The organism is Ensifer adhaerens (assembly GCF_028993555.1).
In the GTDB taxonomy this organism is placed as follows: domain Bacteria; phylum Pseudomonadota; class Alphaproteobacteria; order Rhizobiales; family Rhizobiaceae; genus Ensifer; species Ensifer adhaerens_I.
The window spans coordinates 1,342,936-1,367,165 of sequence record NZ_CP118611.1 but is presented as its reverse complement, the minus strand read 5'-3'; the positions used below and the strand labels follow the sequence as shown (position 1 = coordinate 1,367,165).

Sequence of the window (24,230 nt, the reverse complement as noted above, 5' to 3'; positions counted from 1 at the left end):
CCCGATGACCGTCGCAAGGTATTTTGACGAAATGTCCTATGGTCCAGCACCGGAAGCCGACACGGAAGCCCGCCAGTGGCTGGCGCGTCACAAGGGTGAATTCGGCCACTTCATCAACGGCGCCTTCGTGGCGTCCGCGTCGGGCAAAACCTTCGAGACGAACGAACCGGCAACCGGCAAGCTGCTGGCAAAGATCGCGCTTGGCGGCGCCAAGGATGTCGACGATGCCGTCGCTGCGGCTCGCAAGGCGCAAGCGTCCTGGGCGAAGCTGCCCGGACATGCCCGCGCTCGTCACCTTTATGCGCTCGCCCGCATGATCCAGCGCCATGCGCGCCTGATTGCTGTCGTCGAGGCGCTCGACAACGGCAAGCCGATCCGCGAGACGCGCGACATCGACGTGCCGCTTGCTGCCCGCCACTTCTATCATCATGCCGGCTGGGCGCAGTTGCAGGAAACCGAGTTTGCCGATCAGGTGCCGGTCGGTGTCGTCGGCCAGGTCATCCCGTGGAACTTCCCGTTCCTGATGCTCGCCTGGAAGGTAGCTCCGGCTCTGGCGCTCGGCAACACCGTCATCCTGAAGCCGGCCGAATTCACGCCGCTGACAGCTCTGCTTTTCGCTGAACTTGCGTCCGCTGCCGGTCTGCCGGCCGGTGTTCTCAATGTCGTGACCGGCGAGGGCGAAACTGGCGCGTTGATCGTTGAGCATTCCGACATCGACAAGATCGCCTTTACCGGTTCGACCGAGGTTGGCCGCATCATCCGCGAGCGCACGGCCGGTACCGGCAAGTCGCTGACGCTGGAACTTGGCGGCAAGTCGCCCTTCATCGTCTTTGACGACGCCGATATCGATGGCGCCGTCGAAGGGGTCGTCGATGCGATCTGGTTCAACCAGGGCCAGGTCTGCTGCGCCGGGTCGCGCATCCTCGTTCAGGAAGGTGCAGCACCTCTGTTTTACGAGCGCCTGAAGCGCCGCATGCAGACGCTACGCGTCGGCCATCCGCTCGACAAGGCGATCGACATGGCGGCAATCGTCGCGCCGGTGCAGTTGCAGCGGATCGAGAGCCTGGTCGCCAAGGGCGTTGCCGAAGGTGCGGCCCTGCATCAGCCGAAGATCGAACTGCCGAAGGGCGGCAGCTTCTATCCGCCGACGCTTCTGACCGGCGTACAGCCGACGTCGATTGTCGCGACCGAAGAAATCTTCGGACCGGTCGCAGTCTCCATGACTTTCCGCACGCCGGAAGAGGCGATCCAGCTTGCTAACCACACCCGCTACGGCCTTGCCGCCAGCGTCTGGAGCGAAACGATCGGTCTGGCGCTGCATGTCGCGGCCAAGCTTGCCGCCGGCGTCGTATGGGTCAACGCCACCAATCTCTTCGACGCGTCGGCCGGTTTTGGCGGCAAGCGCGAGTCCGGCTTCGGCCGTGAGGGCGGTCGCGAGGGCTGCTACGAATATCTGAAGCCGAAGGCTTGGCTCGGCCGCAAGCCGCGCGCTGCTATAGCCGAACCGGTGCTGAAGCCAATCTCGGGCGACTTCGCCATGCCGGCTGTCGACCGTACCGCCAAGCTCTTCATCGGCGGCAAGCAGGCGCGGCCGGACGGCAACTATAACCGCAATGTGCTCTCGCCCAAGGGCAAGGTGCTCGGCGAAGTCGGCGAAGGCAACCGCAAGGACATCCGCAATGCGGTGGTCGCGGCGCAGGCCGCCTCGGGCTGGTCATCGGCAACGACCCACAACCGCGCGCAGATTCTCTACTACATCGCCGAGAACCTGAGCGGCCGCGCCGATGAGTTTGCCGATCGCATCGCGGCGATGACTGGCGCGAGCGCTGCGAACGCCAAGGTCGAGGTCGAAGCCTCGATCGCGCGCCTCTTCACCTATGGCGCCTGGGCGGACAAGCACGAAGGTGCGGTGCACCAGCCACCGCTTCGCGGTGTCGCGATCGCCATGCCCGAGGCCATCGGCGTCGTCGGCGTGATCTGCCCGCCGGAAGCACCGCTTCTCGGCATGATCAGCCTCGTCGCGCCGCTGATTGCCACCGGCAACCGCGTCGTCGTCGTCCCAAGCGAGCCGCATCCGCTGGCAGCAACCGATTTCTACACGGTGCTGGAAACGTCTGACGTTCCGGCCGGCGTCGTCAACATCGTCACCGGTTCGGCGATCGAACTGGCAAAGACGCTTGCAAGCCACAACGATGTGGACGCTGTCTGGGCTTTCGGCACGCCGGAACTCTCGACGCTGGTCGAGAAGCTTTCGTCCGGCAACCTGAAGCGCACCTTCGTCGACTACGGCAAGGCGACGAACTGGCTCGATCGCGATGCGGCGGAAGGCCCGGCCTATCTGCGTCGCGCGACCGACGTCAAGAACATCTGGATCCCCTACGGCGAGTAGGGGACCCGCCATGCGCGGGGCGGGGGGAGCCGGCTCGCGCGATGGAAATGTGAACAGTTGGGGAGACGCGTTTCCTGAGAGGGGAAACGCAAATGGCGCGGCCACGACGGCATGGCGCCTGGAGGAGGACTGTATGCTGAAGAATATCGACCCGGCCCTGAATGCCGATGTGCTGCATGCACTCAGATCCATGGGGCATGGTGACACGCTGGTCATTTCCGATACCAATTTTCCGTCCGATGCCATCGCCCGCAAGACGACGCTCGGCACGCTGCTGCGCATCGACAATGTTTCGGCCGCGCGCGCCGTTGAAGCGGTGCTTTCCGTGCTGCCGCTCGATACGCCCCTGCAGCCCTCCGCCGGGCGCATGGAGGTGATGGGCGCTCCCGATGAAGTCCTGCCGGTGCAGCAGGAGGTCCAAGCGGTGATCGACCGCGCCGAAGGCAAGTCGGAGCCGATGTACGGCATCGAACGCTTCAAGTTCTACGAGGAAGCCAAGAAGGCCTATTGCGTCATCACCACCGGGGAGACGCGGTTCTACGGCTGCTTCCTGTTCACCAAGGGCGTCATCCCGCCCAAAACCTGAGCGGCACGCCTGCGCGGCGCCGCGCAGCGCCAGACCACACATGAAATCGCGAGAGATTGCCTGGGCACGCCGTTCCTGCGGTGCAGTCACAGGGGGAGGCTTGAATGAAGACTGGTGTTTCCATCCTTGGCATTTTCGTCGCCGACACTGCCTATCTGGCGCGGCGCATGCCGATTGTCGGTGAAACGATTACCGGCAGCGGATTCTCCGTCGGCCCCGGCGGCAAGGGCTCAAACCAGGCGGTGGCTGCGGCACGCGCAGGCAGCCCTGTTTCCTTCATCTCAAAGCTCGGCCGTGACACATTTGGCGAGATGGCGCTGCGCACCTACGCGGAAGCCGGCGTGACGCCGAAGATCGTTGAGATGGATGACCTGCCGACGGGCGCTGCCTTCATCTATGTCAACGATCAGAACGGCGAAAACGCGATCATCGTCTATCCGGGCGCCGCCGGTTCGATCGGCGTCGATGATGTCGAGGCCGCCCGCGAGACGATCGAAGCTTCGCGCATCTTCGTCACCCAGCTGGAGCAGCCAGTAGCCGCGGCCCAACGGGCTCTGGAGATCGCGCATGCGGCCGGCGTCGTGACCGTCTTCAATCCGGCTCCGGCTGAAGTCTTCCCGGACACGATCTATCCGCTTTGCGATTACCTCGTGCCGAACGAGACGGAGGCTGCGGCGATCGTCGGCTTTGCGCTTTCGACAGAGGAAGATATCCGGCGTGCCGGTGACGTCATCCTAAAGAAGGGAGCCAAGACGGCACTGATCACGCTCGGCGAACGCGGCGTGCTTTACCACAACCACGAGCAGTCGGTGCTGGTGCCGGCAATCGCCAGCGGTCCGGTGATCGATACGACCGGGGCAGGGGACGCCTTCGTGGGCGGCTTCTCCGCAGCACTGGCGCGGGATCTTTCGCCGGTCGATGCGGTGCGCTTTGGTTGCGCCGCCGCCGGTATCGCTGTCACCCGCCGCGGCACGGCTCCCGCAATGCCCACGCTTGGCGAGATCGAGGCGCTCTTGGCACGAGGTTCGGCGGCATGACGCGCAACGATCCGATCAAGCACTTCTTCATCTGGCCGGCCCTTCTCATCGTCCTTTTGATCTCGATATTCCCGCTCGTCTATTCGCTGACGACCAGCTTCATGAGCATGCGGCTCGTGCCGCCGACGCCGGCGCGCTTTGTCGGGTTCGGCAACTACATAGACCTCTTGCAGAACCCGCGTTTCTGGCATGTGGCAGGCACGACGACGCTGATCGCCTTCATCTCCGTCGGGCTGCAATATGTGATCGGTCTTTCGGTGGCGCTGGCGCTGAATTCTAAGGTGCCGGGCGAGGGCATCTTCCGCGTGAGCTTCCTGTTGCCGATGCTGGTCGCGCCGGTCGCCGTCGCGCTGATCGCCCGCCAGGTGCTCAATCCGACGATGGGGCCGCTCAATGAGCTGATGTCCGCGCTCGGATTTCCCAATCTGCCGTTCCTCACCCAGACAAGCTGGGCGCTCGGCTCCATCATTGCCGTCGAAGTCTGGCAGTGGACACCCTTTGTCATCCTGATGCTGCTTGCCGGCCTGCAGACCCTGCCTGACGATGTCTATGAGGCCGCGGCACTCGAAAACGCCACGCCCTGGCAGCAATTCCGCGACATCACCTTTCCGATGCTTCTGCCGATCTCGGTCGCCGTCGTCTTCATCCGGCTGATCGAGAGCTACAAGATCATCGACACCGTCTTCGTCATGACCGGCGGCGGGCCGGGGATATCGACCGAGACACTGACGCTGTTTGCCTATCAGGAAGGCTTCAAGAAGTTCAATCTCGGCTACACCTCGGCGCTCTCCTTCCTGTTCCTGATCGTCATCACCGTCATCGGCCTCGTCTATCTCGCGGTCCTCAAGCCCTATCTGGAGAAGCACAAATGAGCGTGCGCACTCTCAAGGGAAAACGGCGCTGGCTGGCGCTCGGCGGTTGCCTCATCTGGCTCGCCATCACCTTCTTTCCGCTCTACTGGGTGCTGATCACCTCGTTCAAGACGCCGATCGCCGTCGTCGGCGGGCCGACCTACCTGCCGTTCGTGGATTTCGAGCCGAGCCTGACGGCCTGGAGCGAGCTTCTGTCCGGCCAGCGTGGCCAGTTCTTCAACACATTCTGGGCATCGACGATCATCGGCCTTTCGGCATCGGTCGCGGCGACCTTCATCGGCGCGATGGCGGCCTATGCGCTGGTGCGCTTCACCTTCCGCTTCCGGCTACTGTCCGCGCTGATCTTCGTGGTCATCGCCTTTGGCGGCTTTCTGTTAGGCCGTCATGTGCTTGGCTACGGCCAGGGCATATCGCTGATCTATTCTTTCGTCGCAGCACTTGCACTTGCGGTCATTTCCAGCCGTTTCCGTCTGCCCGGACCGGAACTCGGCAACAACGACATCGTCTTCTGGTTCGTCAGCCAGCGCATGTTCCCGCCGATCGTCGCCGCCTTCGCGCTCTACCTGATGTACACGGAGATGGGCAAACTCGGTTTCAAGTTGGTCGACAGCTACATCGGCCTCACCTTCGCCTACATCGCCTTTTCGCTGCCGATCGTCATCTGGCTGATGCGCGACTTCTTCGAGGCATTGCCGGTCGAGGTCGAGGAGGCGGCGATGGTCGACAATGTGCCGTCCTGGCGGATCTTCTTCGGCATCGTACTGCCAATGTCGAAGCCGGGGCTGATCGCCACCTTCATGATCACGCTGGCCTTCGTCTGGAACGAGTTCCTGTTCGCGTTGTTCCTGACCAATTCCAAATGGCAGACGCTGCCGATCCTCGTCGCCGGCCAGAACAGCCAGCGCGGCGATGAATGGTGGGCGATTTCCGCTGCCGCCCTCGTTGCCATCATTCCGATGATGGTCATGGCCGGACTTCTAAGTCGGCTCATGCGCTCTGGCCTGCTTCTCGGGGCGATCAAGTAACCAACCGCATTGGCATGTATTCATTCAAGAGGAGGATAGAATGAGGAAATTGCTACTGGCATCTGCATCGCTTGCCGCACTCGCGTCGGGGAGTGCTGGAACGGCGCTCGCCTGCGATCCGGATTACACCGGCGTCGAACTGACGGCGACGACACAGACCGGCCCCTACATCGCCTCGGCGCTGCAGCTGGCGGCCAAGGGCTGGGAGGAAAAGACCTGCGGCAAGGTCAAGGTCGTCGAGTTCCCGTGGTCGGAACTTTACCCCAAGATCGTAACGTCGCTGACCTCGGGCGAAGACGCGTTCGACGTCATTGCCTTTGCTCCTGCCTGGGCACCGGACTTTACCGACTTCCTGTCGGAAATGCCGGCCGCCATGCAGAAGGGCGCCGACTGGGACGACATCGCGCCGGTCTATCGCGAACAGCTGATGGTCTGGAATGGCAAGGTCCTGTCGCAGACGATGGACGGCGACGCCCATACCTACAGCTACCGCATGGATCTCTTCGAGAACGCCGACAACCAGAAGGCCTTCAAGGCGAAATACGGCTACGATCTGGCACCGCCGAAGACCTGGAAACAGTATCTCGACATCGCCGAATACTTCAACCAGCCGACCAACAACCTCTGGGGTACGGCGGAAGCCTTCCGTCGCGGCGGTCAGCAGTTCTGGTTCCTGTTCAGCCATGTAGCCGGTTACACCAGCCATCCGGACAATCCCGGCGCGATGTTCTTCAATCCCGAGACGATGGACGCCCAGGTCAACAATCCCGGCTGGGTCCGTGGCCTCGAGGAATATATCCGCGCGTCGAAACTCGCGCCGCCGAACGCGCTGAACTTCTCCTTCGGTGAAGTGAACGCAGCCTTCGCCGGTGGCCAGGTGGCGGAATCGATCGGCTGGGGTGATACCGGCGTCATCGGCGCCGATCCGAAGCAGTCGAAGGTGGCGGGCAATGTCGGCTCGGCGCCGCTGCCGGGATCGGACGAGATCTGGAACTACAAGACCAAGAAGTGGGACAAGTTCGACCATGTCGTACCGACCTCCTTCATGGCCTTCGGCGGCTGGCAGGCGGCGGTTCCCGCCACGTCGACCAAGCAAGAGGCGGCCTGGAACTACATCCAATACCTGACGAGCCCGGCCGTCTCCGGCCAGGCGGCCATCACGGGTGGCACGGGGGTCAATCCCTATCGCATCTCGCACACGACGAACCTCGATCTCTGGTCGAAGATCTTCTCCGAGCGTGAAGCGAAGGAATATCTCGGTGCGCAGAAGGACGCTGTGACGGCCAAGAACATCGCGCTCGACATGCGCCTTCCCGGTTACTTCTCCTACACGGAAGTGCTGGAGATCGAGCTTTCCAAGGCGCTTGCCGGCGAAGTGACGCCGCAACAGGCGCTCGATAGCGTCGCCGAACAGTGGAACAAGCTGACTGACGAGTTCGGTCGCGACAAACAGCTTGCCGCCTACCGCGCTTCGATGGGCCTGCCGCAGCAATAACGAGACCACGCCCGCCCCGAGACGATCGGGGCGGGCGCCACCGTCCCCGGCGAGACCGGGCACAGACAGCAGCAAGGGTTTTCGCATGTCACAGGTCCGACTGGAGCAGATCACCAAATCCTTCGGGAACGTCACGGTCATTCCGCCGCTCGATCTTCATATCGCCGATCGCGAATTCGTCGTGCTCGTCGGGCCGTCCGGCTGCGGCAAGACGACGACGCTTCGGATGATCGCGGGTCTCGAGACCGCGACCTCGGGCTCGATCAGGATCGGCGATCGCGATGTCACGGATCTCAGGCCGGGTCTGCGAAATTGCTCAATGGTGTTTCAGAACTATGCGCTCTATCCGCATATGACGGTCGCCGAAAACATTGGCTACGGCATGAAGGTGCGCGGCACGCCGAAGGCGGAGATTGACAAGGCCGTGGCGGACGCCGCCCGCATCCTCAACCTCGGCGCCTATCTCAGCCGCAAGCCGAGCGCGCTTTCCGGCGGCCAGCGCCAGCGCGTGGCAATCGGCCGGGCGATCGTGCGCCAGCCGGATGTCTTCCTGTTCGACGAGCCGCTGTCGAACCTGGATGCCAAGCTGCGCATCGAAATGCGCACGGAAATCAAACTCTTGCACCGCCGTCTTCAGACGACGGCCGTGTACGTCACGCACGACCAGGTGGAAGCCATGACCATGGCTGACCGTGTCGTTGTCATGAACCAGGGCCGCATCGAACAGGCGGCCGATCCGATCACGCTCTATGAAGCGCCGGCCAATCTCTTCGTCGCCGCCTTCATCGGCGCGCCCAGTATGAATTTCATTGAGGGCCGGCTCGAGCGTGGCGACGGCTGGTTGACGTTCAGGGCGGAGGGCGATGTGGCAATTGCGGTTCCGCAGAGCCGCGCGGAACAGCTCGGCACGTTTGCCGGCAAGGACGTCGTGCTCGGTATTCGTCCGGAGCATACGATGGCGACGGACGCTGGAGCGCCGACCGTGAAGCTCACCGTTCGCGACGTCGAGCCGCTTGGTCCGCACACGCTGGCGCTCGGCAGGGTGGGACAAGGCGCCTTCACCGCACAGGTTCACGCTGCGTCACGCATCGGCCCTGACGATCAGATCGAGGTGCCGATCGAGGCGGAAAAGATGCATTTCTTCCTGAAGGAAACCGGCATGGCGATCGGCCGTTGACCGGAAGGAGTGAGCCGAAGGCGGTGACCCCTTCGGCTCGGACCATTACTTCTGTTCGGCGCGCGCGGCGGCGAGGAAGGCAAGCTTCGCCGGCATTTCCAGGTGCTTGGAAAGCGCCACGCGTTCCGGTGTGTAGTGATGCTCGACGTCGAGGCAGTTGACCGTGCCGAGCAGTTCGCCACCGACGACAACAGGAATGTTGGCGACCGAGCCGCAGCCGAGCGACCAGATGGTTTCGTGGTCGCCGAAGACCTTCGAGATATCGACGATGGTGTTGGCGACGAAGGTCTGGTGCGCCTTGTGCACGATGTCGAACCAGCTGTCGTAGCGGATCGGCTTGGTGCCGGAGGTCGGGTATTCCTCGGGATGCGAGGTGTAGGCGCGGCGGGCGACTTCATTGACCATGTCGACCGTCATGATGGTGAAGAGCTTGGCGCCGATCACCTGGCGGCAAAGGGTCTGCAGCGCGGTCCATACCGCGTCGGCATCGGTGGTCTTGGCAATGGCCGCGTCGAATTCCGCCAGCGCGGCAGCGATCTGTTCACTGTTCATGCTATGTCCTTGGATTTACTCGATATTGTAGAGCGGGACGCGAGCGGAGAACCGCCCGCGCTTTGCTTGTCCCGCTCTAGTTGGCATGCGCGGCACTGATCTGCATCAGCTCGCGCGAATAGGCATCCTTGAGGTCGCCGCGCTTGAGATCGGCGACATCGGCCACTTCGACGATGCGGCCCTGACGCATGACGGCGAGGCGATCGCAGAGGAAGGAAACGACCGCCAGATTGTGCGTGACCATCAGGAAGGTGAGGTTCTGTTCCCGCCGGAGGCGCTTCAACAGGTTGAGGATTTCAGCTTGCACCGACACGTCGAGCGCCGAGGTCGGCTCGTCGAGCAAAAGCACCTTCGGCTTGAGCATCAGCGCGCGAGCGATCGCCACGCGCTGGCGCTGGCCGCCCGACAGCTGGTGCGGAAAGCGGAAGCGGAACTTGCGGTCGAGCCCGACGGAGGTCATGACCTCCTCGATCCGCGCATTGCGGTCGCCGATGCCATGGATCGTCAGTGCTTCGCCGAGTGTGGCGTCGACGGTCTTGCGCGGGTGCAGCGAACCGTAGGGATCTTGGAACACCATCTGGCACTGGCGAGAAAAGGCGCGGTCAATCCCGTGGCCGCGAGGTGACCCAAGCACGGTGATCTCGCCGGTCCATTCCGGCGCGAGGCCGGCGATCGCCTTCAGGACGGTCGATTTTCCCGAGCCGCTTTCACCGACAAGCGCGAAGCTCTCGCCGTCGGCGATGTCGAGATTGACGTCGTGAGTGATCTGTACGTCGCCGTAGGAGATGTCGAGATTCTTCAGTGAAAGCGCGGTCATGCCTTGGCCCATGCGCTGCGGTCGAGCACTGGCAGCTCGTCCCGTGTTTCATCGAGGCGCGGAATGGAGGCGATGAGCCCGCGCGTATAGGGGTGCTTGGCCGCCATCAGTTCGCCCGCCTTGCACTCCTCGACCACCTCGCCGGTGTTCATCACGAGGATACGGTCGCAATAGCTGGAGACGAGGTTCAGGTCGTGGCTGATGAAGATCAGCCCCATGCCCTTGCGCTTCACCAACTCGTCAATGATGTCGAGCACCTGCGCCTGGACGGAGACGTCGAGCGCCGAGGTCGGCTCGTCGGCGATCAGGAGGTCCGGCTCCGGGATCAGCATCATCGCGATCATCACGCGCTGGCCCATGCCGCCGGAAACTTCATGCGGATAGAGCTTGGCGACGCGCTCCGGATCGGCGATGCGCACCGATTCCAGCATGGCGAGCACTCTGGCGTTGACCTCGCGGCGTGGCAGTTTCTGGTGTGTCAGCAGTGCTTCGGCGATCTGCTCGCCGATGGTCATGACCGGGTTCAGCGAGAACTTCGGATCCTGCATCACCATGGAGATGCGGGCGCCGCGAATGGCGCGCATCTGCTTTTCCGACTGCTTTAGGAGGTCAACGCCATCGAAGACGAGTTTGTCGGCAGTGACGCGACCTGGCGCCCGGATGAGCTGCAGGATCGAGCGACCGGTCATCGACTTGCCAGAGCCGCTTTCGCCGACGATGCCGAGGCGCTCGCGGCCGAGCGTGAAGGAGATGCCGCGCACGACCTCGAGATCGCCACGGGGTGTCGGGAAGGTGACGCGCAGGTTTTCGACTTCGAGAAGGTTTGTCATCAGCGCTGCTCCCCGCTCTTCGGATCGAGCACGTCACGCAGACCGTCACCCAGGAAGCAGAAGCCGAGGCTGACGAGGATGATGGCAAAGCCCGGCATGGTCGCAACCCACCACTGGTCGAGAATGAACGAGCGGCCGCGTGAGATCATCGCGCCCCATTCGGGTAGCGGCGGCTGGGCGCCAAGGCCGATGAAGCCGAGACCGGCGGCCGTCAGGATGATGCCGGCCATGTCGAGCGTGACGCGGACGATCATCGACGAGGTGCAGAGCGGCAGCACGTGGCCGAGATTGACGCGCAGGCTGGAAGCACCCAGCAGGCGCACGGCCGAGATGAACTCGGAATTCTTGAACGTGAGTGTTTCCGCACGTGCGACACGGGCGTAGCCTGGCCAGGAGGTGATGGCGATCGCGATGATTGCGTTCTCGATGCCCGGGCCAAGAGCGGCGACGAAGGCGAGCGCCAGGATCAGCTTCGGCAGCGACAGGAAGATGTCGGTGATGCCCATGAGGATGCGGTCGACCCAGCCGCCGAAATAACCGGCGGCGACGCCGATCACGAGGCCCGCAGGTGCGGCGAGCACGGCGACCAGCGTGACGATCGCCAGCGTGATGCGTGAACCGTAGACGACGCGGGACCAGATGTCGCGGCCGAGTTCATCGGTTCCCATCCAGTGGGCTGCACTCGGCGGCAACAGCCGTTCGCTCAATGACTGGCGCAGCGGGTCATGGGTGGCGAGCCAGGGCGCGAAGAGGGCGGTCAGCACGAGAACGAGGATGATGACGGCGCCGACGACGGCCAGCGGATTGCGCATCAGTGCGCCGAAGATGCGGTAGAAGCGCCCGAGGCGCGCCTGCATCGGCGAGGCGGGGCTGTCGTCGATCAGCCAGTCGCGAAATGTGGTCATGTGCGCCTCCTCCTTAGCGTGCACGCGGATCGAGCACGCGATAGAGCACGTCCGAAATCTTGTTGATGCCGATGAAGACCGCGCCGATGACGAGGGTCGAGCCGAGCACGGCCGCCATGTCGGCGTTGAGCAGGGCAACGGTCAGGTAGTTGCCGATGCCGGGCCAGGAAAAGATCGTCTCGATCATGACTGAGCCTTCGAGCAGGCCGGCATAGGAGAGGCCGATGACGGTGATCAGCGGTACCCGGATCGGCCGGAAGGCGTGGCGCCAGATGACGAGGCGCTCCGGCACGCCCTTGACCCGCGCGGTGGTGACATATTCCTGGCTCAGCTGGTCGAGCATGAAGGACCGCGTCATGCGGGCGATGTAGGCGAGCGAGAAGAAGCCCAAGCAGGACGCGGGCAGGATCAGGTGCCACACGGCGTTGCGGAAGATCTCCCATTCGCCGGCAATGATGCTGTCGACGAGGATCAGCCCGGTGACCGGCGAGACCATGCCGTCATAGAAGATATCGACGCGTCCGGGGCCGCCAACCCATTTCAGCCGCGCGTAGAAGACGGCGAGACCGACGAGGCCGAGCCAGAAGGCTGGCACCGAATAGCCGAGGAGGCCGATCACGCGGATGCCCTGATCGAGCCACGAGCCGCGGCGGGCGGCGGCAAAAACCCCGAGCGGCACCCCGATCAACACGCCGAGGATGATGCCAAGCGTCGCCATTTCGAGCGTCGCCGGGAAGACGCGGGCGAGGTCCTCGATGACAGGCTTGCCGGTCGAAACCGAGGTGCCGAAATTGCCGGTGACGACGTCGCCGACGTAGCTGACGAACTGGGTGATCAGCGGTTGGTCGAGGCCCATTTCCTGGCGGACGCGTTCATAGACGGCAACGGGCGCGCGGTCACCGACGACAGCCAGAACCGGATCGATCGGCACGATGCGGCCGATGAAGAAGGTGATGGCGAGCAGGCCGAGGAAGGTCACCGCAAGCGTTACCAGGAAGCCTGCCAATGAGGTGAGGCGCTGCCGGCTCCGGCTGGGCCTGGCGGCGCGGCGGGCCGGCGCTGTTGCTGTCGTGCTGTCGTTTGCCACGTGGCGATTCCATCCCTTCTCGCTTGCGGTCTGAATTGTCGATACCGCAAAAATTCGCTTGGAGTATATAAATAAGTTTGCTTAAATCAAAAAAATTTTACTGGGGAGGAAATGGTGAGCGACTCGTCGGAGGATGCGGGCTCAGCGCCAGGCAAAGCCATAGGAGCAGGGCAGCCGAAGGTAGGTGCGCTGGTGCGCGCGCGGCGGCGGCAGATGCATATGACGCTGCAGGCGCTCAGCGATGCGGCGGGCGTTTCGGTAGGCTATCTCAGCCAGATCGAACGCGATCTCGCCATGCCTTCGCTAGGCACGCTGGCGCAGATCGCCCAAGGGCTGGGCGCAGAACTCAACCATTTCATCCTCGCGCCGGCGATCGATACCGGGCTTTCACGCGCCGAAGGGCGCATGGTGTTCTCCGTCGGCGGCTCGCCGGTTTCCTATGAGCGGATCGGCGCGGATTTCGCCGGTAACCAGCTCTCGAGCTTCGTCATCACCATTCCGCCCGGACATCGTTCCGAAGTCTTCAGCCACGAGGGCGAAGAGCTCGTCTACATGCTCGAGGGAGAAATCCTGTTCGGGCTCGACGGTGACGACACCATGCTTTCCCCAGGCGACGGCCTGCACTTTCGCGGCATCCAGCCACACTACTGGTGGAACAAGACCGACAAGCCCGTGCGGCTGATCTGGACCGGCACCTTGCCGCTCTTCCGGTCGCGTGCATCCCAATCCAACGAGACCGGCACGCCGCAATCGGCGCTGAAGCCGGCACCGACAAAAACCAAGCCTCATCGAAAATAGGAGAATGATGATGAGAATGTTCAAGGCCGCGGTCTTCGCGGCGTCCCTTATGCTGAGCGTGGCGCCGGCGGCTTTGGCGGAGACCCCGGCCGAAGTGCTGGTCGTTGCCCAGAACATCGACGACATCGTCAGCATCGATCCGGCGGAAGCCTACGAGTTCTCTTCCGGTGAATACGTCACCCAGACCTATGACCGCCTGGTGCAGTACGATGCGCCCGACGTGAAGAAGCTGGCGCCGGGCCTCGCCTCCGAATGGACGGTAGACGATGCCGCCAAGACGATCACCTTCACGCTGCGTGACGGCGTCACCTTCACGTCAGGCAACCCGCTGCGCGGCGAAGACGTCGTCTACTCCTTCAAGCGCGTCGTCGTTCTCAACAAGGCGCCTGCCTTCATCCTGACGCAGCTCGGCTGGACGCCTGAAAACATCGACAAGATGGTGACCGCCGACGGCAACAAGGTCACGATCAAGTATGAAGGTGACTTCTCGTCGGCCTTCGTTCTCAACGTTCTTGCCGCCCGTCCGGCCTCGGTTGTCGATGCCGAAACCGTCAAGGCCAACGAAGCCGATGGCGACTTCGGCAATGCCTGGCTGAAGGCCAATTCGGCCGGCACCGGTCCCTTCGTTCTCAAGGCCTTCCGTGCCGGCGAACTGCTGAACCTTGCAAGCAACCCGAACTACTTCGGCGGCGCTCCGGCGATCAAGGGCGTCATCATCCGACACGTGGCCGAAGCTGCGACTCAGCAACTGATGCTGCAGACGGGCGACGTCGACATGGCCAAGAACCTGACGCCTGACCAGGTGTCGGGCCTCGAAGGCAAGGACGGCGTCAAGGTCGAATCCTATCCGCAGGCAGCCGTGCACTTCCTTTCGTTCAACCAGAAGGACGCAGCCCTGCAGCCGCCGGCCGTCTGGGAAGCCGCCCGCTATCTCGTCGACTACAAGGGCATGACCGACAGCTTCCTCAAGGGGCAGATGGATGTCCACCAGGCCTTCTGGCCGAAGGGCTTCCCGGGCTCGCTCGACGAAACGCCTTACAGCTACGACGTCGAAAAGGCGAAGAAGATCCTCGCCGACGCCGGCATCAAGACGCCGATCAAGGTGACGCTCGACGTCATCAACTCGACGCCGTTCACCGACATGGCGCAGTCGCTGCAGGCATCCTTCGCCGAAGCCGGCATCAACTTCGAGATCATCCCGGGCACCGGCAGCCAGGTCATCACCAAGTACCGCGCCCGCACCCACGAAGCCATGCTGCTCTATTGGGGCCCCGACTTCATGGACCCGCATTCGAACGCCAAGGCGTTTGCCTATAACGAGGACAACGCCGACGACAAGTATCAGTCGACGACGACCTGGCGGAACGGCTGGGCGGTTCCGGCCGAACTCAACGAGGCGACCAAGGCAGCGCTCAAGGAAGCCGATCCGGCCAAGCGCGACGCGCTCTATGTCGATCTGCAGCGCAAGGTGCAGGAAAAGTCGCCGATCGTGATCATGTTCCAGGCCGCGACCCAGGTCGCGATGAAGGACAAGGTCGAAGGCTACGTCAACGGTGCCACCTCGGACTTCGTCTTCTACCGTCTCGTCAAGAAGAACTGATTAAGCATCGCTCTTGCACCGCCCTTCAAAGGCGCACATATCAACGCCCTGGGCCGGAAACGGCCCGGGGCGACATGTTTCTACCGACAGCGATTTTGTCGGTTTCGAAAATCCTGGGAAGGTTTGTGAAATGGCGGATGTGAAGGTGAGAACGCGGGAAACCGGTGCGACGGCCGTCGTCGGCAAGACCGGATTTCCGCATGTGACGTCGGTGACGGGTGGCGAACTCGATATCGTTACCGGCCCGTCGCAGCCTGGCTACGGCCCGCTCGACCTGCTCTACGCGTCGCTCGCGAGCTGCCTGGTGCTGAGCGCCCGGATCGCGGCCAGCCGCTACGGCGTTCTCGACAGGCTCACGGAAGTGAGTGCGAAGGTGACCGGCGAAAAGGCACATGACGAGCCCTCGCGTGTCGCCAGGTTCAACATCGTCTTCGACATCAAGGGCGATTTCGACGATGCGGTCCGCCATGCGATCGCGGAAGCGGCCGAAAACGAAATCTGCACCGTCAGCAACACGATCCGCGGCAATCCGGAATTCGTGACAGAGTTCAGTCACTGACCGTCATCGACCGCGAGGCTTGAAAAAAAAGGCGGGTTGCCATCGGCAGCCCGCCCTTTTGCGCGCTTTGGAGACGAACTCAGGCCGGCTGTGGTACCAGCGCCTCCGGCTGGCGCCGGCCGATCGTGAGCACGAGCAGGGCGGCAACGACGCAGAGCATCCCCGCAGCAAGCAATGCCGGAGTATAGGTTTCGAGCGACGTCCGGCTAGCGCCAGCGAGGAAGGTCGCACTGGCGGCGCCGAGCTGATGGCCGGTGAAAACCCAGCCGAAGACGAGGCCGGCACGTTCCGGGCCGAAACGTTCGGCGGAGAGCTTCACGGTCGGCGGCACGGTGGCGACCCAATCCAGGCCATAGAAGATCGCGAAGATCGACAGCGTGTAGATGTTGAAGCCGCTGAACGGCAGGAACATCAACGAGAGACCACGCAGACAGTAGAACCAGAAGAGCAGCCAGCGGTTGTCGTAGCGATCGGAGAGCCAGCCGGAGCCGACGGTCCCGATGAGGTCGAACACGCCGATCAGCGCCAGCAGGCTGGCCGCGGCAACGGCGGCTATACCCACATCACTGCAAATCGAAACCCAATGGGTCTGGATCAGGCCGTTGGTGCTGAAGCCGCAGACGAAAAAGGTTGTGAACAGCACCCAGAAGGTGTTGGTCTTCGCGGCATCGGAAAGCGCCCTGATCGGTGCCAGGAGAAGGGCTCCGAAGCTCTTTGCCTTGGGAGGGGCAGGGACGATCTTGTCGGCACCGAAGGGCGCGAGGCCGAGATCACCAGGGCGATCTTGCATCAGCAACAGGACCAAGATGAAGGCTGCCATCAGGATGACGATGATCAGCGTCAGGGCAGAGCGCCAGCCGATCGTTTCCGTGAGCGACGCAAGCAGCGGCAGGAACACCAGCTGCCCTGTAGCATTGCTGGCGGTCATCAGCCCGACGACGAGCCCGCGTCGCTTGTCGAACCAGCGTGTCGCCACCGTTGCGCCGAGCACCAGCGCGGTCATTCCGGTACCGACGCCGAGCACCACCCCCCAGATCGCAACCAGGTGCCAGAGTTCCGTCATGTAGAATGAAGCGGCGATGCCGGAAATGATCAGCATCAGGGCCGCGGAAACGACCTGCCGCACGCCGAAATGGTTCATGAACGAAGCGGCGAAGGGGCCAAGCAGGCCGAAGAGGCAAAGCCGGATTGCCAGCGCCATCGAGATCTCAGCATTGGACCAGCCAAACTCGGTTTCAAGCGGCTTGATCAGCACGCCGGCAGAGCCCATGGCGCCGGCGGTCGACAGCATGACCAGGAATGTGACGGCGGCCATGGCCCAGCCGTAGTGGATGTTGCGTCTGGCAAGATAACGCGCAAGCGCTGGACCGAGCATCGTCGATTTCCTCTTTTCCGTATTTCAAGGTGTGCGAAAGCGCTGCGCGGGCTTTTTCAGCGCAGATCGCAGATTGAATTGCATTCTCGCAGGTGCCGCCGGGCGATGCTCGTCTAGAGCGCCAGAAGCATCTCCTTCAACGCGGCGGCTGCATCTGTCCCCAGCCGTGCTTCGATCTTGTCCTGAGCGCCTTCCCAGAGCGGCGCGCCGTCCGTGAGTATCTGGCGACCGTTTTCCGTCAATTCGACAACGGCTTCTCTCTGGTCCTTTCCGCTTCCGGTCGTCACCAGCCCCATGCCCTCAAGCACCTTGACATTGCGGCTCACCGTCGAGCGCTCAAGCTCGATCGTTCGGCCAAGTTCCGTCATCGAAATAGGTTCGCCGCGTTCAATGTGCCTGAGCATACTGAACTGGGCGAGGTTGATACCGATCGGTTCGAGTGCGTCGTCATAGAGTGACGTCACCCTCCGGGTGGCTTTGCGTAAGAGGGCGCAGTAGCAACGAGACATAATGCGTGTATATACACGCAAACCCGAAGCGTCAAGTCTCCAACATGGAGACGCCGTTCCGGAGATTCTCGGCGCTAGCCTTCCAGGCGATATTGAAAGAACTGGTTCGGGTAGGCCTGCTCACCGATCCGGAAATGGGTCTGTCCGGCTATTCGAAGCCGTTTGCGAGGCAGAGGTCGTGGTCTTCTCGTTTTCGGAAGTCGCGACCGGCATCTCAGTCGACGAACGGTTCCAGTTCCTTGTCGAACTCGACCTCGACCACGTTGTTGAAGAGGGCAGTGGCCACCATGATGCCCGAGAAGGCGACGAGGTCGACCAGCGCCTTGGCGTCGTAACGCACCTTGAGACCCTTCCAGATCTCCTCCGGGACGGCGTTGCTGTCGGCTACGATCGCGCGACCGAAGGCGATCAGCCGCTGTTCGTCAGCGGTGGGCGCGACGGTGTGGAAGTCGATTCCGGCGTTTGCGAAGGCGCGGCGGAAAAAGCCCATGGCGATCGGCGAGCGCATGGCCTCGGAAATCGCATGCGAGAGGAACCAGATCGCGCGGTCATCGAGCGCGGGCCGCAGCTCTTCACGCAGCGTGAACCATTCCGCATAGATGCGATGCGCCACAGGCGAATGCAAAAGCGTGCGCTTCATGTTGGTCATGCGTCCTCGCACGCGCACTTCTTCATCGTGGGCGGCGCGGATTTCGTCGGAAGCGGTGTCGTAGTCGATTTGCGGGATATGGCTCACGGTTTTGCCTGTCTGGACTGGCGCACGCGCGGTGCGCTTGTGGTGCTGAGAGATTAAACGGTGCTGAGCAGAATGCTCGTTTCGCTGTTCGATACGCCGTCAACGTCGCGCACCTCGCGCAGGATGCGGTCGAAATCGCTGAGGCTGTTGGCGCGGATTTCGGCGACCAGATCCCAGCCGCCATTGGTGGTATGCAGCGCGTAAAGTTCGGGTAGGCCGCGCAGGTACTTGATCACCTTGGTGGTGTTGCGGCCGCTGACTTCGATCATCATGATCGCACGGATGGCGCGATCGTCATAATCTTGCCGCACGCGCAAGGTGAAACCGAGCACCGCCCCGCTCTCAAGCAAGCGATCGATCCGCGTCTGCACGGTTGCCCTGGAGATGCCGAGCACGGCCGCGATCTTGGAGTAGGGCGCGCGGCCGTCTTCTCGCAATAGCGAGATGAGCTGGTGATCGAGGTCATCGAAGATATGCATGAGAACTGCATATTACGATTGCGCAAATTGCTCAATATCTCCCTCAATTTTGCGCAAGTTTAAAATTTCAACTCACTTCTTGCCTGCCTACGCTGACTTCATCGAATTTCTCCGATGGAGTTTTTAACGTGGTTCAGTATGTCGGTGTCGGCAACGTAATCGAGCTGGTCAAATCGATCGGCATTGAGACGTTCCTTGTGGGTCTTGCGGAATACATCGAGGATGATTTCCGCCGGTGGAATGCATTCGAGAAAACCCCGAGGCTTGCAAGCCATTCGAAGACAGGCGTCATCGAGCTGATGCCGACATCGGACGGTGAGCATTACGGCTTCAAATACGTCAACGGTCACCCGAAGAACCCGAATGTCGGTCTGCAGACGGTGACTGCCTTTGGCGTTCTCTCGGACGTCAGCACAGGTTATCCCTGTCTCGTTTCCGAAATGACGATCATGACAGGTCTGAGGACCGCCGCCACCTCGGCGCTTGCCGCAAGATACCTCGCTCGTCCCGATGCCCGCTCGATGGCGATCATCGGTCTCGGCGCCCAGTCCGAGTTCCAGGCGCTCGCCTTCCGCGCCCTTCTCGGCGTCAAGCGGCTTCAGGTCTTCGACATCGACGCGGAAGCGGCCGACAAGTTCTGCAAGAACCTCGCCGACATGGACTTCGACATCGTGGTCGCCAGGACCGCCGAGGAGGCCGTATCAGGGGCTGACATCATCACGACCGTCACGGCCGACAAGCGCAATGCCACGATCCTCTCCGACAACATGGTCGGTGCGGGCGTTCACATCAACGCGGTCGGCGGCGACTGCCCCGGCAAGACGGAACTGCAGGGCGACATCCTGCGCCGCGCCGACGTCTTCGTCGAATATCCGGAGCAGACCCGCATCGAGGGCGAGATCCAGCAGATGGCGCCGGATTTCCCGGTCACCGAACTCTGGCAGGTCATTGCGGGCGAGGCCGAAGGCCGCCGCAGCTCGGCCCAGATCACCATCTTCGATTCCGTCGGTTTCGCGACCGAAGATTTTTCGGCACTGCGCTTCCTGCGCGACAAAATCCAGGGCACGTCTTTCTACACCGAGCTCGACCTGACGACGCAGCCGGAGCATCCGCGTGATCTCTATGGCCTCTTCCGGCAGCCGCCAGCGGTCCCTGCCGAGCGGAGCGCTGCATAACATGAAGAGACTGTCCGTACAGGCGCCGAAGGGCGTCGTGATGATCCGCCCGCACCACTTCGGCCCGAACCCGATGACGGCCAAGGACAACGCCTTCCAGGCGACCGATGAGGCACGCCAGCCGACGGCGATCGCCAAGGCTGCCTATGATGAAGTCAGCCGCATGGCCGACGGTTTGGCCGGAGCCGGCGTCGCCGTTCATCTTTTCGAGGACGAAACGACGACGCGGCCCGACTCGGTCTTTCCGAACAACTGGTTTTCGACCCATTCCGGCGGCCATGTGGCGATCTATCCGATGTATTCGGAAAGCCGCCAGAGCGAGCGCCGCGCCGACATCATCGAGATGCTGAAGAACGAGTATCGCGTCCAGGACGTGATCGACTATTCCGGTCTCGAAAAGGACGGCGTCTATCTCGAAGGCACCGGCGCCATGGTGCTCGACCATATCGGTCGCGTCGCCTATGCGGCCCGCTCGAACCGCACCAACGAGGTGGCGCTCGAGCGTTTCTGCACCCACTTCAACTTCGAGCCGATGATCTTCGGCGCCGTCGATCGCCAGGGCAACTCGATCTACCACACCAACGTGCTGATGTGCATCGGTACCGAGTTTGCACTGATTGGCACGAGCATGATCCCGGACATGCCCCGCCGCCAGGAAATCTGCGCCCGACTCGAAGAAACCGGTCGACAGGTGATTGATCTCACGCTCGACCAGATCGAGAATTTCGCCGGCAACGCCATCGAACTTGACGGCGCCGACGGCCGCGTGGTGGTCATGTCGGCCCGTGCGCTCGCATCGCTGCGCCCCGACCAGGTGAAGGCGCTCGAAGTCTCCGCCCGCGTTCTCGCCTTCGACGTTCCGACCATCGAACTTGCCGGCGGATCCGTTCGCTGCATGCTGGCCGGCGTTCATTTGTCGAGAAGAGAACCAGCCGGTACGCAAAAGCTTTACGCCGCCACGTCCGATCGATAGAAGCACCTCATCCAAGCCAAAGGTACTACAAATGTCGCAATCTCGCCCCGTCTACCAGTTCAACAACATCATCGTCCGCACGCCGTCGAAGTCGGTCGTAAACGGCCTGCGCGCCGACGACCGTGGCAATCCGACCTTTGAAGGTGTGAAGGCTGAACACGACGCCTATATCGCGGCGATGAAGGATGCGGGCGTGAAGGTGACGGTCCTTCCCGCGCTCGAAGCCTTCCCGGACTCGATCTTCGTCGAGGATCCGGCGCTCGTCTTTACCGAAGGCGCGATCCTGCTGCGTCCGGGTGCTGAGACCCGCGTCAAGGAAACGCCCGAGATCGAGCCGACGCTGCGCGCCATGTTCGAGACCGTGCTTGATCTGCCCGGCACCGGCTTTGCCGATGGCGGTGACGTGCTGACGACCCGCGAAAGCGTAATGATCGGCCTGTCAGCCCGCACCAACAAGGTTGGCGCCGAAGCACTGCAGGCCTGCCTTACCAAGCTCGGTCGCAAGAGCGAGATCGTCGCGACGCCGGAAGGCGTGCTGCACTTCAAAACCGACTGCTCGCTGCTCGACGACGAGACCGTGCTTTCGACCGCACGTCTTGCCAAGTCCGGCGCCTTCGAGCGCTTCAAGCAGGTGATCATCCCTGAAGGTGAAGAGCCGGCAGCCAATGCTTTGCGCGTCAACGACGTCGTCATGGTCGGCTCCGACTTCCCGCGCACGATCGAGATGCTCGACAAGCTCGGCTACAAGGTCGTGCCGATGAAGACGACGGAGATCGGCAAGATCGATGCAGGTCTTTCCTGCATGTCGCTGCGCTGGTTCAGCAACACGCTCTGATCCGCCGCAATCCCTGAGGAGGAAACAAAATGAAGACGTTGAAGACCGCCCTGTTCGCAGGGATCGCCCTTTCCATGGCTGCAAGCAGCGCATTTGCCGAGGACACGCTGCGGCTCGGCATGACGCCGGAGCCCTACATGCCCTTCACCCAGGTGAATGCCGGCGGCGAATGGGAAGGCCTTGAAGCCGATCTCTCCCGCGCGCTTTGCGAGAAGATGGCCGTCAAGTGCGACATCAACCAGATGGCCTGGGACGGTCTGATCCCGTCGCTGAAGGAAAACAAGGTCGACTTCATCATCGGCGCCTTCTCGATCACCGATGAGCGCCGTCAGGTCGTCGATTTCTCGTCGCCTTACTACACCGAAGGCACGTCCTTCGTCGGCTCCAAGGGTGATACGAGCGAAATCAAGACGGTCGATGCGGCTGACGGTTCGGGCAAGATCATCGATCCGGCAAGCGTCGAGGGCAAGATCATCGGCGTGCAGACCTCAAGCGTACAGGCAGCCTATGTCGCCAAGTACCTGACCGGCGCAGAAGCCAAGAGCTACGACACTGCCGACAACTCGGTCGCCGATCTCATCGCCGGCCGCGTCGACTACGTGCTGATCCCCGACCTCTACATCCAGACGTTCCTGAAGTCGCCTGAGGGCGCCGACTACGAGGTCAAGGTCGAGGTTCCGAAGAACGTCACGCTCGGCGAGGGCGTTGCCTATGCCGTGCGCAAGGGTGACGCTGCGACCCTTGAGAAGGTCAATGCCGGCCTTGCTGCTCTCGAAAAGGACGGCACGACGCAGAAGCTCGTCGACAAGTGGATCTTTGGCAAGAAGTAAGTCGTTTTTCGAGGGCGGCGTCCGGCTTCGGCCCGCCGCCGCCCTCGTTCGCCAAACCGGCCACAGCGCCGGGGCATCATCGCAGCAACCGCTACAGCGACCGGGCCCATAGAGGGCGGCGTAGGGGCTGACGAGACAATCGGGAACAGGTAACGACGGATGGACTATTACTGGCAATTGCTTGCCTGGGGCGGCGAGGGCTGGGGCGATGATTTCGCCTGGGGCCTGCTGATGACCCTGCAGGTCTCCGTGGTCGCCTACGCGGTCGCGGTTCTTTTCGGCTTCCTCGGGGCCGCTGGCAAACTGTCGAAGCACCGCGTTCCGCGTTACCTCGCCGAGATCTATACAACCGTCGTCCGGTCGCTGCCCGAACTTCTGGTCATCCTGCTCCTCTATTTCTCCGTTGCGAGCGGTGCCGAACGGCTGCTCAAGCACTTCGGTCTCGTGGCCGAGACCTTCCAGTTCAGTTCCTTCTGGGCGGCCATCATCGCGCTCGCCTTCGTCTCCGGCGCCTTCATGACCGAGGTGCTGCGCTCCGCCTTCCTCTCCGTGCCGCCGGGCCAGATCGAGGCGGCGGTTTCGATCGGCATGCCGCAACGCAAGGTCTTCACCCGCATCGTTTTCCCGCAAATGATGCGCCACGCCGTGCCGGGCATGGGCAATCTCTGGCTGTCGATCACCAAGGAAAGCGCCATCATCAGCGTACTCGGCTCCTTCAGCGAGTTGCTCTACACGGGCTATCGCGCAGCCGCGGGCACCAAGCAATACATCTTCTTCTATGGGCTGACGGCCATTCTGTTCCTGGCAATCACGCTCGTGTCCGTCCTGGTGATCGCCCAGATCGAGCGCCGCCTCAACCGGGGGCACCACTGATGGAAACGATCTCCAACGTCATCGGCTTCCTGCCGGCCCTGATCAAGGCAACCCCGCTCACGCTGCTTCTAACCGCCGTTGCCGGCGTCTTCGGCCTCGTCATCGGCACGCTCGTGGCGCTCGCCCGGCTTTCTGGCCGCCGCATCCTTTCTGTGCCCGCCTACGTCTTCACCTTCGCCTTCCGCGGTACGCCGCTCCTGGTGCAGATCTATCTGATCTACTACGGTCTTGGGCAAATTCTGCCCGGCACCTGGGTGCGCCACAGCTTCCTTTGGCCCTATCTGCGCGATGGCCTGTGGTATGCGATCTTTGCGCTGAGCCTCAACCAGGCGTCTTATAACGCAGAAGTTATCCGCGGCGCGATCAAGGCGATCCCGCGCGGCCAGATCGAGGCGGCAAAATCGATCGGCATGCGCTCGTCGATGATCCTTCGCCGCATCACCTTGCCGCAGGCCTTTCGCTCGTGCCTGCCGGTGCTGACGGGTGACCTGATCATCCTGTTGAAGACGACGTCGCTCGCCTCGACGATCACGATCCTTGAGGTCATGGGCACCGCGCGCATGCTGCAGCGCCAGTCGCTCCTGATCTTCGAACCGCTGATTGCCGCGGGCATCATCTATTTCACCGTCGTCTTCATCCTGACGCGCGTCATGGGCGTCGTTGAGAAGCGGCTTACCCGCTACCGCACGGCGAAGGCATAACGAGGAGGAACGGAC

At 62.5% G+C, this 24,230-nt stretch carries 25 protein-coding genes; 16 read left to right on the top strand and 9 right to left on the bottom strand.

Annotation, left to right across the window (positions count from 1 at the left end; all coding sequences use genetic code 11):
• The first annotated feature begins 4 nt into the window (after nt 1-4).
• The 7 genes from PWG15_RS26420 to PWG15_RS26390 all read left to right on the top strand — a co-directional run bounded on the left by PWG15_RS26420 (nt 5) and on the right by PWG15_RS26390 (nt 8,581).
• Entirely contained in the window at nt 5-2,389 is a 2,385-nt protein-coding gene (locus tag PWG15_RS26420) for an aldehyde dehydrogenase family protein (protein ID WP_275027107.1), read from the top strand.
• A 133-nt stretch (nt 2,390-2,522) separates the two neighbouring features.
• On the top strand, nt 2,523-2,975 hold the full coding sequence (locus PWG15_RS26415) for an RbsD/FucU family protein (RefSeq protein ID WP_275027106.1): 453 nt from the start codon (nt 2,523-2,525) through the stop codon (nt 2,973-2,975).
• A gap of 104 nt (nt 2,976-3,079) precedes the next feature.
• The gene (gene rbsK / locus PWG15_RS26410; RefSeq protein ID WP_275027105.1) at nt 3,080-4,012 is read left to right on the top strand and encodes a ribokinase; all 933 of its coding nucleotides are present in this window, start codon (nt 3,080-3,082) and stop codon (nt 4,010-4,012) included.
• The gene (locus PWG15_RS26405; protein WP_275027104.1) at nt 4,009-4,884 is read left to right on the top strand and encodes a carbohydrate ABC transporter permease; all 876 of its coding nucleotides are present in this window, start codon (nt 4,009-4,011) and stop codon (nt 4,882-4,884) included. The genes rbsK and PWG15_RS26405 overlap by 4 nt, the downstream gene beginning before the upstream one ends.
• The gene (locus tag PWG15_RS26400; protein ID WP_275027103.1) at nt 4,881-5,909 is read left to right on the top strand and encodes a carbohydrate ABC transporter permease; all 1,029 of its coding nucleotides are present in this window, start codon (nt 4,881-4,883) and stop codon (nt 5,907-5,909) included. The genes PWG15_RS26405 and PWG15_RS26400 overlap by 4 nt, the downstream gene beginning before the upstream one ends.
• A 40-nt stretch (nt 5,910-5,949) precedes the next feature.
• Nucleotides 5,950-7,404, top strand: a complete 1,455-nt coding sequence (locus PWG15_RS26395) for an extracellular solute-binding protein (RefSeq protein ID WP_275027101.1) — start codon at nt 5,950-5,952, stop codon at nt 7,402-7,404.
• An 85-nt stretch (nt 7,405-7,489) separates the two neighbouring features.
• Nucleotides 7,490-8,581 carry an ABC transporter ATP-binding protein gene (locus PWG15_RS26390; RefSeq protein WP_275027100.1) on the top strand — a complete coding sequence of 364 codons (1,092 nt, stop codon included), beginning with the start codon at nt 7,490-7,492 and terminating at the stop codon, nt 8,579-8,581.
• 45 nt (nt 8,582-8,626) lie between these two features.
• Here the strand turns inward: PWG15_RS26390 and PWG15_RS26385 are convergent, their stop codons facing one another.
• The 5 genes from PWG15_RS26385 to PWG15_RS26365 all read right to left on the bottom strand — a co-directional run bounded on the left by PWG15_RS26385 (nt 8,627) and on the right by PWG15_RS26365 (nt 12,691).
• On the bottom strand, nt 8,627-9,133 hold the full coding sequence (locus tag PWG15_RS26385) for a GAF domain-containing protein (RefSeq protein WP_058325017.1): 507 nt from the start codon (nt 9,131-9,133) through the stop codon (nt 8,627-8,629).
• Nucleotides 9,134-9,209: 76 nt separating this feature from the next.
• Nucleotides 9,210-9,950, bottom strand: coding sequence for an ABC transporter ATP-binding protein (locus PWG15_RS26380; RefSeq protein ID WP_275027099.1), 741 nt, complete (start codon nt 9,948-9,950; stop codon nt 9,210-9,212).
• A complete protein-coding gene (locus tag PWG15_RS26375) occupies nt 9,947-10,780 on the bottom strand; it encodes an ABC transporter ATP-binding protein (RefSeq protein ID WP_275027098.1) in 834 nt (277 codons plus the stop codon). Before PWG15_RS26375 ends, PWG15_RS26380 begins: the two co-directional genes overlap by 4 nt.
• Nucleotides 10,780-11,685 carry an ABC transporter permease gene (locus PWG15_RS26370; protein ID WP_104665224.1) on the bottom strand — a complete coding sequence of 302 codons (906 nt, stop codon included), beginning with the start codon at nt 11,683-11,685 and terminating at the stop codon, nt 10,780-10,782. Before PWG15_RS26370 ends, PWG15_RS26375 begins: the two co-directional genes overlap by 1 nt.
• A gap of 13 nt (nt 11,686-11,698) precedes the next feature.
• Nucleotides 11,699-12,691, bottom strand: a complete 993-nt coding sequence (locus PWG15_RS26365) for an ABC transporter permease (RefSeq protein WP_275027221.1) — start codon at nt 12,689-12,691, stop codon at nt 11,699-11,701.
• A 195-nt stretch (nt 12,692-12,886) separates the two neighbouring features.
• On the opposite strand from PWG15_RS26365, the gene PWG15_RS26360 reads away from it, so the two are divergent.
• From PWG15_RS26360 to PWG15_RS26350, 3 genes are all read left to right on the top strand, one after another.
• Nucleotides 12,887-13,570 (top strand): helix-turn-helix domain-containing protein, encoded by a 684-nt coding sequence (locus tag PWG15_RS26360; protein WP_275027097.1) that lies wholly within the window; start codon nt 12,887-12,889, stop codon nt 13,568-13,570.
• 10 nt (nt 13,571-13,580) lie between these two features.
• Nucleotides 13,581-15,170, top strand: a complete 1,590-nt coding sequence (locus PWG15_RS26355) for an ABC transporter substrate-binding protein (protein ID WP_275027096.1) — start codon at nt 13,581-13,583, stop codon at nt 15,168-15,170.
• Between the two features lie 130 nt (nt 15,171-15,300).
• On the top strand, nt 15,301-15,729 hold the full coding sequence (locus tag PWG15_RS26350) for an OsmC family protein (protein ID WP_275027095.1): 429 nt from the start codon (nt 15,301-15,303) through the stop codon (nt 15,727-15,729).
• Between the two features lie 79 nt (nt 15,730-15,808).
• Here PWG15_RS26350 and PWG15_RS26345 read toward each other — a convergent pair whose 3' ends face one another.
• The 4 genes from PWG15_RS26345 to PWG15_RS26330 all read right to left on the bottom strand — a co-directional run bounded on the left by PWG15_RS26345 (nt 15,809) and on the right by PWG15_RS26330 (nt 18,828).
• A complete protein-coding gene (locus PWG15_RS26345; protein ID WP_275027094.1) occupies nt 15,809-17,104 on the bottom strand; it encodes an MFS transporter in 1,296 nt (431 codons plus the stop codon).
• A 113-nt stretch (nt 17,105-17,217) separates the two neighbouring features.
• Entirely contained in the window at nt 17,218-17,613 is a 396-nt protein-coding gene (locus tag PWG15_RS26340; protein ID WP_275027093.1) for a MarR family winged helix-turn-helix transcriptional regulator, read from the bottom strand.
• A gap of 214 nt (nt 17,614-17,827) precedes the next feature.
• The gene (locus PWG15_RS26335; protein WP_275027092.1) at nt 17,828-18,349 is read right to left on the bottom strand and encodes a carboxymuconolactone decarboxylase family protein; all 522 of its coding nucleotides are present in this window, start codon (nt 18,347-18,349) and stop codon (nt 17,828-17,830) included.
• A gap of 53 nt (nt 18,350-18,402) precedes the next feature.
• Nucleotides 18,403-18,828, bottom strand: a complete 426-nt coding sequence (locus tag PWG15_RS26330; protein ID WP_043613515.1) for an Lrp/AsnC family transcriptional regulator — start codon at nt 18,826-18,828, stop codon at nt 18,403-18,405.
• Between the two features lie 92 nt (nt 18,829-18,920).
• Here PWG15_RS26330 and PWG15_RS26325 point away from each other — a divergent pair, with 92 nt between their 5' ends.
• The 6 genes from PWG15_RS26325 to PWG15_RS26300 all read left to right on the top strand — a co-directional run bounded on the left by PWG15_RS26325 (nt 18,921) and on the right by PWG15_RS26300 (nt 24,215).
• Nucleotides 18,921-20,003, top strand: a complete 1,083-nt coding sequence (locus PWG15_RS26325) for an ornithine cyclodeaminase (protein WP_275027220.1) — start codon at nt 18,921-18,923, stop codon at nt 20,001-20,003.
• Nucleotide 20,004: 1 nt separating this feature from the next.
• Complete coding sequence (gene ctlX / locus PWG15_RS26320) at nt 20,005-20,976, top strand: citrulline utilization hydrolase CtlX (protein ID WP_275027089.1); 972 nt, start codon at nt 20,005-20,007, stop codon at nt 20,974-20,976.
• Between the two features lie 31 nt (nt 20,977-21,007).
• Complete coding sequence (locus tag PWG15_RS26315) at nt 21,008-21,811, top strand: dimethylarginine dimethylaminohydrolase family protein (protein ID WP_034799482.1); 804 nt, start codon at nt 21,008-21,010, stop codon at nt 21,809-21,811.
• 29 nt (nt 21,812-21,840) lie between these two features.
• Nucleotides 21,841-22,641, top strand: a complete 801-nt coding sequence (locus PWG15_RS26310) for a transporter substrate-binding domain-containing protein (protein ID WP_275027084.1) — start codon at nt 21,841-21,843, stop codon at nt 22,639-22,641.
• A gap of 159 nt (nt 22,642-22,800) precedes the next feature.
• Nucleotides 22,801-23,514, top strand: coding sequence for an ABC transporter permease (locus tag PWG15_RS26305; protein WP_275027083.1), 714 nt, complete (start codon nt 22,801-22,803; stop codon nt 23,512-23,514).
• Complete coding sequence (locus tag PWG15_RS26300; protein WP_275027082.1) at nt 23,514-24,215, top strand: ABC transporter permease; 702 nt, start codon at nt 23,514-23,516, stop codon at nt 24,213-24,215. The genes PWG15_RS26305 and PWG15_RS26300 overlap by 1 nt, the downstream gene beginning before the upstream one ends.
• Nucleotides 24,216-24,230 lie beyond the last annotated feature (15 nt).

Bases quoted from the DNA above. Each gene is read 5' to 3' on its own strand.
- PWG15_RS26385 (WP_058325017.1), bottom strand. From the start codon at position 9,133: ATGAACAGTGAACAGATCGCTGCCGCGCTGGCGGAATTCGACGCGGCC.
- PWG15_RS26420 (WP_275027107.1), top strand. From the start codon at position 5: ATGACCGTCGCAAGGTATTTTGACGAAATGTCCTATGGTCCAGCACCG.
- PWG15_RS26400 (WP_275027103.1), top strand. From the start codon at position 4,881: ATGAGCGTGCGCACTCTCAAGGGAAAACGGCGCTGGCTGGCGCTCGGC.
- PWG15_RS26375 (WP_275027098.1), bottom strand. From the start codon at position 10,780: ATGACAAACCTTCTCGAAGTCGAAAACCTGCGCGTCACCTTCCCGACA.
- rbsK (WP_275027105.1), top strand. From the start codon at position 3,080: ATGAAGACTGGTGTTTCCATCCTTGGCATTTTCGTCGCCGACACTGCC.
- PWG15_RS26390 (WP_275027100.1), top strand. From the start codon at position 7,490: ATGTCACAGGTCCGACTGGAGCAGATCACCAAATCCTTCGGGAACGTC.
- PWG15_RS26380 (WP_275027099.1), bottom strand. From the start codon at position 9,950: ATGACCGCGCTTTCACTGAAGAATCTCGACATCTCCTACGGCGACGTA.
- PWG15_RS26330 (WP_043613515.1), bottom strand. From the start codon at position 18,828: ATGCATATCTTCGATGACCTCGATCACCAGCTCATCTCGCTATTGCGA.
- PWG15_RS26355 (WP_275027096.1), top strand. From the start codon at position 13,581: ATGAGAATGTTCAAGGCCGCGGTCTTCGCGGCGTCCCTTATGCTGAGC.
- PWG15_RS26340 (WP_275027093.1), bottom strand. From the start codon at position 17,613: ATGTCTCGTTGCTACTGCGCCCTCTTACGCAAAGCCACCCGGAGGGTG.
- PWG15_RS26350 (WP_275027095.1), top strand. From the start codon at position 15,301: ATGGCGGATGTGAAGGTGAGAACGCGGGAAACCGGTGCGACGGCCGTC.
- PWG15_RS26300 (WP_275027082.1), top strand. From the start codon at position 23,514: ATGGAAACGATCTCCAACGTCATCGGCTTCCTGCCGGCCCTGATCAAG.
- PWG15_RS26315 (WP_034799482.1), top strand. From the start codon at position 21,008: ATGTCGCAATCTCGCCCCGTCTACCAGTTCAACAACATCATCGTCCGC.
- PWG15_RS26370 (WP_104665224.1), bottom strand. From the start codon at position 11,685: ATGACCACATTTCGCGACTGGCTGATCGACGACAGCCCCGCCTCGCCG.
- PWG15_RS26405 (WP_275027104.1), top strand. From the start codon at position 4,009: ATGACGCGCAACGATCCGATCAAGCACTTCTTCATCTGGCCGGCCCTT.
- PWG15_RS26310 (WP_275027084.1), top strand. From the start codon at position 21,841: ATGAAGACGTTGAAGACCGCCCTGTTCGCAGGGATCGCCCTTTCCATG.
- PWG15_RS26305 (WP_275027083.1), top strand. From the start codon at position 22,801: ATGGACTATTACTGGCAATTGCTTGCCTGGGGCGGCGAGGGCTGGGGC.
- PWG15_RS26345 (WP_275027094.1), bottom strand. From the start codon at position 17,104: ATGCTCGGTCCAGCGCTTGCGCGTTATCTTGCCAGACGCAACATCCAC.
- ctlX (WP_275027089.1), top strand. From the start codon at position 20,005: ATGAAGAGACTGTCCGTACAGGCGCCGAAGGGCGTCGTGATGATCCGC.
- PWG15_RS26415 (WP_275027106.1), top strand. From the start codon at position 2,523: ATGCTGAAGAATATCGACCCGGCCCTGAATGCCGATGTGCTGCATGCA.
- PWG15_RS26395 (WP_275027101.1), top strand. From the start codon at position 5,950: ATGAGGAAATTGCTACTGGCATCTGCATCGCTTGCCGCACTCGCGTCG.